Genomic DNA, 6,668 nt, shown 5'->3' on the forward strand with positions numbered 1-6,668 from the left:
GCGCACTCAGACCCCGCTCGATCAAGATGGGCTGCCCGGCAGCCCCACCTTCAGCCTGACATCCGTTCTATCAGCGTCCATAACCGCGCATCTTCGAAATCTGCCACGACCAGTTGCGCGCCCGCCGCCAGCAGGGCGTCGGCCGGTTGGCTGGTGGACAGCCCGACGGTAAAGATCCCGGCCCGGCTGGCGGCAGTCACGCCCGGTACCGAATCCTCGAACGCCAATGCCTGCCCGGCGCTGGCCTGCAAGCGCTCGAGCGCGCTCAGGTAGGGCAGCGGGTCGGGCTTGGCGCGCGGCAACTCCTCGGCCACCAGTACATGTTCAAAGCGCCCGCCCAGGCCCATGGCATCGAGCATGTGCACGGCATTGGCGCGGGGTGCATTGGTAACCACGGCCATGCCGACACCGGCCTTTTCGGCATGTTCGAGCAGGCGCAGCAACCCGGCGGTGGGCTGCAAGGTGGGCGACAGGGCGCGAAAACGCGCTTCTTTGCGGTCGGCAAAGGCCTGGTGCTCGGCCAGCGGGCGCCCCGGAAACAGGTAGCGGCACAGGTCGGCGTTGGCGCGGCCGCTGACGTGGGCGTCGAATTCTGCCTCGGTCAGCACCCGGCCTTCTTCCTGCAGCAGTTGCTGCATGGCCAGCAGGTGAAGTTTGTCGGTATCGGTCAGGGTACCGTCGAGGTCGAACAACAGGGCTTCAAGCATGTAAGGCATCCCTTGCAAAGGCCGCTCATCATAACCCGATCGAGGGGGCTGGTCAGTGCGCGCACAAAAGAGTACAAATGTACTCCATGAGCACACTATCTCCCAAACGCAGTGCGATCCTCACGTTCATTCGCGAGCGCATCGCCGACCATGGCCAGCCCCCGAGCCTGGCCGATATCGCCACGGCCTTCGGTTTTGCCTCGCGCAGCGTTGCGCGCAAGCACATCCAGGCGTTGTGCGAGGCCGGCTTCATTGAGGTCACCCCCAACCAGGCCCGCGGCATCCGTCTCGCCGGGGTATTGCGCCGCCCCGAGGTGCTGGAAATCCCGGTGCTGGGGCAGGTGGCTGCCGGACGGCCGATTGGCCCGGACGTCGACATCCACGAGCAGCTGATGCTCGATGCCCATCTGTTCAGCCGTTCCCCCGACTACCTGCTCAAGGTGCGTGGCGATTCGATGCTCGAAGACGGCATCCTCGATGGCGACCTGGTGGGCATCAAGCAACAGGCCGAGGCCCGTGACGGGCAGATCATCGTCGCGCGCCTCGATGGCGAGGTGACGATCAAGCGTTTTGAGCGGGTCAGCGCGACGCATTACCGCTTGCTGCCACGCAACCCGGCCTATGCGCCCATCGAAGTGGGCCCGGGGCAGGACTTCGCGATCGAAGGCGTGTTCTGCGGCCTGGTGAGGCGCGGCTGATGGGCGCGCTGATCAGCCTCGACGGGCTGCTCGACCAGCAACGGGTCTGGAAGGGCCGCCCGCAGGTTCAGTCCAAGGGGTTGCAGCCCACAGGCCATGCCGTGCTCGACAGCGCCTTGCCGGGCGGCGGTTGGCCGCCCGGTGCCCTGACCGAGGTATTGCTGGCTGCTGAGGGCTGCGGCGAGCTGCAATTGCTCTGGCCAAGCCTGGCGCGCCTGACCGCCAGTGGTGAACGGGTGGTGCTGATTGCGCCGCCGTTCATTCCCTACGCCCCGGCCTGGCAGGCCGCCGGCGTCGACCTGCAGCACCTGGCGCTGGTCGAGGCGGCGGCCGACGAGGTGCTCTGGGCGGCCGAACAATGTTTGCGCTCGGGCAGTTGTGGCGCGGTGCTGTGCTGGCCGCACAAGGCCGACGACCGTGCCTTGCGCCGTTTGCAGGTGGCCGCCGAAAGCGGCCAGACCCTGGCGTTTGCCTTGCGCCCGCTGCAGGTGGCGCTGAACCCTTCGCCCGCCGCTTTGCGCATTGCCGTCGATGCGCGTCCGGCCCAATGGCGGGTGCTCAAATGCCGTGGCGGCCTGGCCCCGGCGGCGCCCATTGCCAGCCCCGGGCGAGGCTGATGGATCATGCTCTGGGCTTGTATTGGGCTGCCGCAGCTGGCACTCGACGCCGTGCTGCGCGGGCGCGACGATCCTGATACACCGCTGGCGTTGCTCAGTGGCCCGCCGCAGCGCCGGGTGTTGCAGGCAGTCAACCCGGCGGCGGCAGCGCTTGGCCTGCGTGCCGGTCAGGCGCTGACCACGGCCCAGGCGCTGGCCGGTCATTTCACTTGCGTCGACCATGACCCGGCAGCCATTGAGGCGTTGCAACAACTGCTCGCGGCCTGGGCTTACCGCTTCAGTTCCCAGGTCAGCCTGCATTACCCACGGGTCCTGCTGCTGGAAGTCGAATCCAGCCTGGGGCTGTTTGGCCCCTGGCCTGCGTTCGAAGCGCGTTTACGTACTGAGCTGAGCGCCCTGGGGTTCCGGCATCGTATTGTCCTGGCCAGCAACCCGGTTGCCGCGCGCATGCTCGCCAATTGTCACGATGGCCTGGCACTCGATTGCCCTGAGCAGACCCGCGCAGCGCTTGAACAACTGCCTATTGAGCGGGTCGGGCTGCCCGTCGAGGCGGCCAGCGCCTTTGCCCGCATGGGCCTGCGTCGGCTCGGCCAGGTCATGGCGTTGCCGCGTCAGGCGCTGGCCCGGCGTTTTGCCGCGGCGGTGCAACTGCATCTGGACCGCCTGCTGGGGCTGCGGCCCATGGCGCTGACCTTCTACCTGCCACCGGATCGCTTCGATGCTCGGCTGGAGCTGAATTTTGATGTCGAGTCCCATCAGGCCTTGCTCTTCCCCCTGCGCCGCTTGATCAACGACCTGGCCGCGTTTCTTGCCGGTCGCGACAGTGGCGTGCAGCGTTTTACCCTGCACCTGGAACATGCCGAAGGGGCCGACACCTGTGTGCCCGTAGGGCTGCTGGCCGCCGAGCGCGACCCGCTGATGCTGTTCGAGCTGGCCCGTGGGCGTCTGGAGCAACTGCAACTGGGCGCGCCGGTGCGCAACCTGCGCCTGCTGGCCGAAGACCTGCCGGCCTTTGTGCCGCAACACCGCGAGCTGTTCGACCCGCGCCCGCAGCAGAACCAGCCCTGGGAACAGCTACGCGAACGCCTGCGCGCGCGCCTGGGCGACAGCGCGGTGCGCGGCCTGGCGGCCCAGGCCGACCACCGTCCGGAGTGCGCCTGGCAGCTTGATAACGGCATGACACGGCCGCCAGCCACAGCGCCGGCGCCGCGCCCGGGCTGGTTGCTGGCCACGCCCCAGGCGTTGTCAGGGGTAGGGGTGCAACTGCTGACCGGCGCCGAGCGGATCGAGTCCGGCTGGTGGGATGGCGGCGATGTGCGCCGTGACTATTACCGGGTGCAGACCCCGACCGGGCTGTACGCCTGGGCTTACCGCGACCTGGGCGAAGACGGGCCGTTGTGGCTGCAAGGCTGGTTTGCATGACGACACCGGCGGCTTATGCCGAACTGCACTGCCTGTCCAATTTCAGCTTCCAGCGCGGTGCCTCCAGCGCCCAGGAGCTGTTTCGCCGCGCCCGCCAGCAGGGCTATCAGGCGCTGGCGATCACCGACGAGTGCACCCTGGCCGGCATTGTCCGCGCCTGGCAGGCGGCCAAGGCGGTAGAACTGCCGTTGATCGTCGGCAGTGAAATCCGTGTGCACGAGGGGCCCAAGCTGGTACTGCTGGCGGAGAACCTGACGGGCTATCAGCACCTGTGCAGGTTGATTACCCTGGGGCGGCGGCGGGCTGAGAAGGGCGCCTACCAGGTGCTGCGTGATGACTTTGCCGGCCCGCTGGACGGCCTGTTGGCCCTGTGGCTGCCCGACGACGATGCGCATGACCTGCAGGTCGGTCAGTGGTTGCGCGAGCGTTTTGCCGAGCGCCTGTGGCTGGCGGTGGAATTGCACCGAGGTGCTGACGACGGGCCGCGTCTGCAGCGCCAGCAAGCCCTGGCCGCGAGCCTGGGTATCACTGCGGTGGCGAGCGGCGATGTGCACATGCATGCCCGTGGGCGGCGGGCGCTGCAGGACAGCATGACCGCCATCCGTCATCACTGCACCGTGGCGCAGGCCGGGCAACGTCTGTTCGCCAACGGCGAGCGCCACCTGCGGCCGCTGGCACAGCTGGCCGAGCTGTACCCGCAGGCCTTGCTCGATGAAACCCTGCGCATTGCCGCCCGCTGCCGTTTCGACCTGAGCCAGCTGCGTTACCAGTACCCACGCGAGCTGGTGCCCGAAGGGCACACGGCCAGCGCCTGGCTACGTCATTTGTGCGAGCAAGGGGCATGCTGGCGCTGGCCCGGCGGCATTGAGACAAAGGCGCGCCAGGCTCTGGAGCACGAGCTCGGGCTGATTGCCGAACTGAACTACGAAAGCTATTTCCTCACGGTCCACGACATCGTCAACTTTGCCCGTGGCCAGGGCATTCTCTGCCAGGGGCGCGGCTCGGCGGCCAACTCGGTGGTGTGTTTCGTGCTGGGCATCACCGAGCTCGACCCGATGCGCAGCCACTTGCTGTTCGAGCGTTTCCTGTCACGTGAGCGTGATGAGCCACCCGATATCGATGTCGATTTCGAACACGAGCGCCGCGAAGAAGTCCTGCAGTATGTGTTCAGCCGTTACGGTCGCCACCGCGCCGCCCTGACCGCGGTGGCCAGTACCTACCATGCCGCAGGCGCGGTGCGCGATATCGCCCGGGTGTTGGGCCTGCCGGTGGCGCAGATCAATGCCCTGGCCGACTGCTGTGGCCGCTGGAGTGACCGCTTGCCGTCAGCCGAACAGCTGGTTGAAGCCGGTTTCGATGCCGACAGCCCCTTGCTGCACCGGGTGCTGACACTGACCGGTGAGCTGATCGGCTTTCCCCGGCACCTGTCGCAGCACCCGGGTGGTTTTGTTATCAGCGAGCAGCCGCTGGACACCCTGGTGCCGGTGGAAAACGCCGCCATGGACGGTCGCACGGTCATCCAGTGGGATAAGGACGACCTTGATCTGGTCGGCCTGCTCAAGGTCGATATCCTCGCCCTGGGCATGCTCAGTGCCTTGCGCCGCTGTTTCGACCTGTTGTACCGCCACCGCGGACGCCAGCTGAGCCTGGCGCAGATCCCTGCCGATTGCGCAGCCACCTATGAAATGATCGGACGCGCCGACACCGTCGGCGTGTTCCAGATCGAGTCGCGGGCGCAGATGGCCATGTTGCCGAGGCTCAAGCCGAAAAATTTCTACGACCTGGTGATCGAGGTGGCCATTGTCCGGCCCGGGCCAATCCAGGGCGACATGGTCCACCCCTACCTGCGCCGGCGTCAGGGCCTGGAGCCGGTGAGCTATCCGTCACCCGAGCTGCGCGCGGTGTTCGAGCGCACCCTGGGCGTGCCGTTATTCCAGGAGCAGGTGATGGAGCTGGCGATGGTCGCCGGCGGCTATTCGGCGGGCGAGGCCGATCAGCTGCGGCGGGCCATGGCCGCCTGGAAACGCCACGGTGGCCTGGAGCCGCACCGTGAACGGCTGATCAAAGGCATGCTCGGCAACGGTTACAGCAGCGAGTTCGCCGAACGCATTTTTGAGCAGATCAAAGGCTTTGGCAGTTATGGCTTTCCGGAATCCCACGCCGCCAGCTTCGCCTTGCTGACCTACGCCAGTTGCTGGCTCAAGTGCCATGAACCGGCGATTTACGCCTGCGCGCTGATCAACAGCTGGCCCATGGGCTTCTACAGCCCCGACCAGATCCTTCAGGATGCGCGCCGCCATCGCATCGAGATTCGCCCGGTGGATGTTTGCCACAGTGACTGGGACTGCAGCCTGGAGCCGGGGGCAGGGCAGGCATTGGCCCTGCGCCTGGGGTTGCGGCAGGTGCGCGGCTTTCGCCAGGAGGACGCCCGGCGCATCGAGCGGGCGCGGACCGAGGCGCGCTGGCGTGATGTCGCTGACCTGTGCCAGCGCGCACAGCTTGATGCCCGCGCACGTGAGCTGCTGGCAGATTCGGGTGCCTTGCGCGGGCTGGCCAGCGATCGCTACCGGGCGCGCTGGAGCGTGGCGGCGGTGCAGGCGCAGTTGCCGTTGTTTGCCGGGGTCGAGGCGCCAGAAGAGGCGCCGGTGAGCTTGCCGCAGCCATCGGTTGGCGAGGACATGTTCGCTGACTATGCCAGCGTCGGTACGACGCTGGGGCCGCACCCGCTGACGTTATTACGCCGCCGTCTCGCAGTGTTGGGCTGTCGAAGTTCGCAGGAGCTGGAGCAGGCCGAGCATGGCGACAAGGTCAGCGTGACGGGGTTGGTAACCGGCCGGCAGCGCCCGCAGACGGCCAGTGGCGTGACCTTTGTCACCCTTGAGGACGAGTTCGGCAACGTCAATGTGGTGGTCTGGCGCGAACTGGCCGAGCGTCAGCGCCGGGCCCTGATAGGGGCCCGGTTGCTGCGGGTGAGTGGGCGGCTTGAGTGTGAGAGCGGCGTACGCCACTTGATCGCCCAGCGCCTGGAAGACCTCAGCCACCTGCTGCAGGGTCTGGATGTGCGCAGCCGGGATTTCCACTGAAGCACCTCTGTTCCGGGGCCGCTGCGCGGCCCATCGCCGGCTTCGCCAGCTTGTGTCTTCACATGCCTTTAAAATCAGAGGTGAGAGCGGTGGATGGCAGACTGATAGCCAGCAGTGCCCTAGAGCACGAGTAGGAGCATA

Annotated in this window: 5 protein-coding genes; 4 read left to right on the forward strand and 1 reads right to left on the reverse strand. The window is 66.9% G+C overall.

Annotation, left to right across the window (positions count from 1 at the left end):
* Positions 1 to 50: 50 nt before the first annotated feature.
* A complete protein-coding gene (locus I5S59_RS15525) occupies positions 51 to 707 on the reverse strand; it encodes an HAD family hydrolase (RefSeq protein ID WP_197877413.1) in 657 nt (218 codons plus the stop codon).
* Positions 708 to 784: 77 nt separating this feature from the next.
* Between I5S59_RS15525 and lexA the strand changes: the two genes are divergently transcribed.
* Genes lexA through I5S59_RS15545 form a run of 4 tightly spaced genes read left to right on the forward strand, consistent with a single transcriptional unit; the run spans position 785 to position 6,527 of the window.
* Positions 785 to 1,405 carry a transcriptional repressor LexA gene (lexA, locus tag I5S59_RS15530; protein WP_197877414.1) on the forward strand — a complete coding sequence of 207 codons (621 nt, stop codon included), beginning with the start codon at positions 785 to 787 and terminating at the stop codon, positions 1,403 to 1,405.
* Positions 1,405 to 2,022 carry a translesion DNA synthesis-associated protein ImuA gene (gene imuA, locus I5S59_RS15535; protein ID WP_197877415.1) on the forward strand — a complete coding sequence of 206 codons (618 nt, stop codon included), beginning with the start codon at positions 1,405 to 1,407 and terminating at the stop codon, positions 2,020 to 2,022. The genes lexA and imuA overlap by 1 nt, the downstream gene beginning before the upstream one ends.
* A gap of 6 nt (positions 2,023 to 2,028) precedes the next feature.
* Entirely contained in the window at positions 2,029 to 3,444 is a 1,416-nt protein-coding gene (locus I5S59_RS15540) for a Y-family DNA polymerase (protein ID WP_197877416.1), read from the forward strand.
* Positions 3,420 to 6,527 (forward strand): error-prone DNA polymerase, encoded by a 3,108-nt coding sequence (locus I5S59_RS15545; protein WP_197877417.1) that lies wholly within the window; start codon positions 3,420 to 3,422, stop codon positions 6,525 to 6,527. The genes I5S59_RS15540 and I5S59_RS15545 overlap by 25 nt, the downstream gene beginning before the upstream one ends.
* The last annotated feature ends 141 nt before the right edge of the window (positions 6,528 to 6,668 follow it).

It is taken from the genome of Pseudomonas alkylphenolica, assembly GCF_016009175.1.
Taxonomy (GTDB): domain Bacteria; phylum Pseudomonadota; class Gammaproteobacteria; order Pseudomonadales; family Pseudomonadaceae; genus Aquipseudomonas; species Aquipseudomonas alkylphenolica_B.